At 45.7% G+C, this 2,097-nt stretch carries 3 protein-coding genes and 1 pseudogene; 1 reads left to right on the top strand and 3 read right to left on the bottom strand.

Annotated elements, in window-relative coordinates; genetic code table 11:
- Positions 1-139 (bottom strand): annotated as a pseudogene (locus O9300_RS17305) (IS607 family transposase); the annotation flags it as partial.
- A 420-nt stretch (positions 140-559) separates the two neighbouring features.
- On the opposite strand from O9300_RS17305, the gene O9300_RS17300 reads away from it, so the two are divergent.
- The gene (locus O9300_RS17300) at positions 560-1,096 is read left to right on the top strand and encodes a PEP-CTERM sorting domain-containing protein (RefSeq protein WP_287972963.1); all 537 of its coding nucleotides are present in this window, start codon (positions 560-562) and stop codon (positions 1,094-1,096) included.
- Between the two features lie 137 nt (positions 1,097-1,233).
- On the opposite strand, the gene O9300_RS17295 is transcribed toward O9300_RS17300, so the two are convergent.
- Both O9300_RS17295 and O9300_RS17290 read right to left on the bottom strand, forming a co-directional pair.
- Positions 1,234-1,641, bottom strand: a complete 408-nt coding sequence (locus tag O9300_RS17295; protein ID WP_287972961.1) for a PIN domain-containing protein — start codon at positions 1,639-1,641, stop codon at positions 1,234-1,236.
- Complete coding sequence (locus O9300_RS17290; RefSeq protein WP_272077835.1) at positions 1,631-1,852, bottom strand: hypothetical protein; 222 nt, start codon at positions 1,850-1,852, stop codon at positions 1,631-1,633. Before O9300_RS17290 ends, O9300_RS17295 begins: the two co-directional genes overlap by 11 nt.
- Positions 1,853-2,097: the final 245 nt, after the last annotated feature.

Raw genomic sequence — 2,097 nt, 5'->3', positions numbered from 1 at the left:
CACCGCAAGAACGGTCATCTTCAAAAATAATAATTGTTCCTGTAGGAAGACGTTCTCCTTGTAACTGCCCTCGATTCCACATTCTCCAAGCAGTGTCATAACTGATCCCTTTTTTCTTAGCATAATCTGATAGTTTCATGTGAACTGCAACGTAAACTTGTACTAACCATATTAGCAGTTGTTTGCAGTCATTTGCATATATTTTTTACAAAACTTTACAATACCAATCCCTAAGAGCGTCTTCTGCGTCCGAGTGGCGTTGCCAAAACTCTCGTAATTTAACTTTACTGATCACGTGCATCGATCGCTAGTTTTATTGTTCTCTTTAACTTAGATAAACATCGATCGCTCTGATAATTATAGTGTATGCCAATTTTACCGATCGCCCCCCGCACCCTAGAAAAGAGCACCGCTTCGCGCATCTCTGGGAGATCGCCCTAAATCCCGAATCGAGTAATCAATAGCTAGATGAAGCATCAGAAATATAAATAATAAAAACCTTGACAAAATCGCGGGGGGCGGGTAATATTTGGGAGAATTTAGCTAAACAATGTATTCTATGCCACTTAAAAGTTCCCTTTGTTATTCCGTCGCCCTCGCCACGGTAGCCACCGCCACCCTCGCACCGGTTGCCAGCGCCGCAACTTTTAACTTTTCCTTCAGTAACGTAACCGGTCCGGTGAACGGAACCGTACAGGGGACGCTCACCCTACCGGACGGAGACGGGACAAATTTGGCCGCCACTTCGCTGATCGTGACTTCCGCTCCCGCCGCTCTGGGCTACACACTCCCCTTTGATGTTCTGGCGAATTTTACTTTTGTATTCGGTAATAGTTTTACGGTCAGTGGCGGGGTGATTACCGCGAGTTCATTTGCCGCTGAGAATAGTACCGAAGCTTTGACTCTGAATTTTTTACCTGGCTCCGTCGGGAATTTATTCTCTGTCGCGGGAGCAGGAGATGGATTCAGTGGTGTCGTCGATGTCAATAGTACAACCCTAACCTTCACTCCTGTTCCCGAACCGGCGACGGTTCTCGGTTTACTCTCCGTTGCCGGGGTCGGTTTATTGTGCAAAGGCCGGAAACTAGAAAAGTAATTTTGACCGACTGATCCCCCTGCCCTCCTTATCAAGGTGGGGTTGACTCATAGTAGGGTTGATTCATAGTAGGGTTGATTCATGAATCAACCCTACTTATCAAGGGGGGTGTCTGACAACTTTTAACACCTACCTACTTAACCAAAGGGATTAACGATCATCAATTGATTCTCGATTCGCTGACCATCTTGTAAATCTTCACTGTAGAGAATTTGACAGCCCGCTTCCAGAGCGCTGGCCAGTATTAAACTATCAAAGTAACTATATTGATAACGTTCCGCTAGATTCAATGCCATCTCTATCGTATTAACAGAAACGAGGATGATTGGGAATCCCTTAGAAACCTCTTGTACAGCGTCTCGAATTTGCGAATAGCTTAGGGAAAATTTCCGTTTTAATACATTTATCGTTTCATTTAAAACCTGTGTACTAATCCAAGCCTCACCCGATCGAACACAATCAATCGCTCGCTGTCGTTTATCCGGCTCATCCTCAGAATACGCGTAAATTAAGACATTAGTATCGATAAAAACTTTATCGGGCATTAGCCTCGTCCCGATCGAATGTAAATCCCCGTGTATTTAAAGAAATCGCCTCGAACATCGTTTTTTCAGTTTTCTGGCTCGGATCGGGGATGATTTCCGAGTCATCCAAAACAATCACCCGCATCATCTTACCTTCCCATCGAGAAGAATATCGGGGGGGAACGCTCACCCGACCCTTATGAATAACCGTCCTAAATTCGATCGCTTCCATACATGGCTCCAATTAAACCCTATCTCTACTTTAGCTCTAGAGTTAGGCGAGCGATTAAATCCTATCAGGGGAACTGGGACAACGGGAACACCGAAACGGAGACTTTGACATCCTCACCGCCGTAAACGGACGGTGATTCCTCACCACGCCACCTTTTTAGGATGGTCGTTGAATGGGGTTGACGCGACCCGGGATGCTGCTACCTTAGCGGTAGTCTTACGCTTTCCGACCCGTCCGTTTTGAGT

The organism is Microcystis sp. LE19-195.1E, from assembly GCF_027532095.1.
Taxonomy (GTDB): domain Bacteria; phylum Cyanobacteriota; class Cyanobacteriia; order Cyanobacteriales; family Microcystaceae; genus Microcystis; species Microcystis aeruginosa.
This window is presented reverse-complemented; position numbering and strand designations above follow the sequence as displayed.

Coding starts and splice junctions, on each gene's coding strand:
- O9300_RS17300 (WP_287972963.1), top strand. CDS start 560: ATGCCACTTAAAAGTTCCCTTTGTTATTCCGTCGCCCTCGCCACGGTA.
- O9300_RS17295 (WP_287972961.1), bottom strand. CDS start 1,641: ATGCCCGATAAAGTTTTTATCGATACTAATGTCTTAATTTACGCGTAT.
- O9300_RS17290 (WP_272077835.1), bottom strand. CDS start 1,852: ATGGAAGCGATCGAATTTAGGACGGTTATTCATAAGGGTCGGGTGAGC.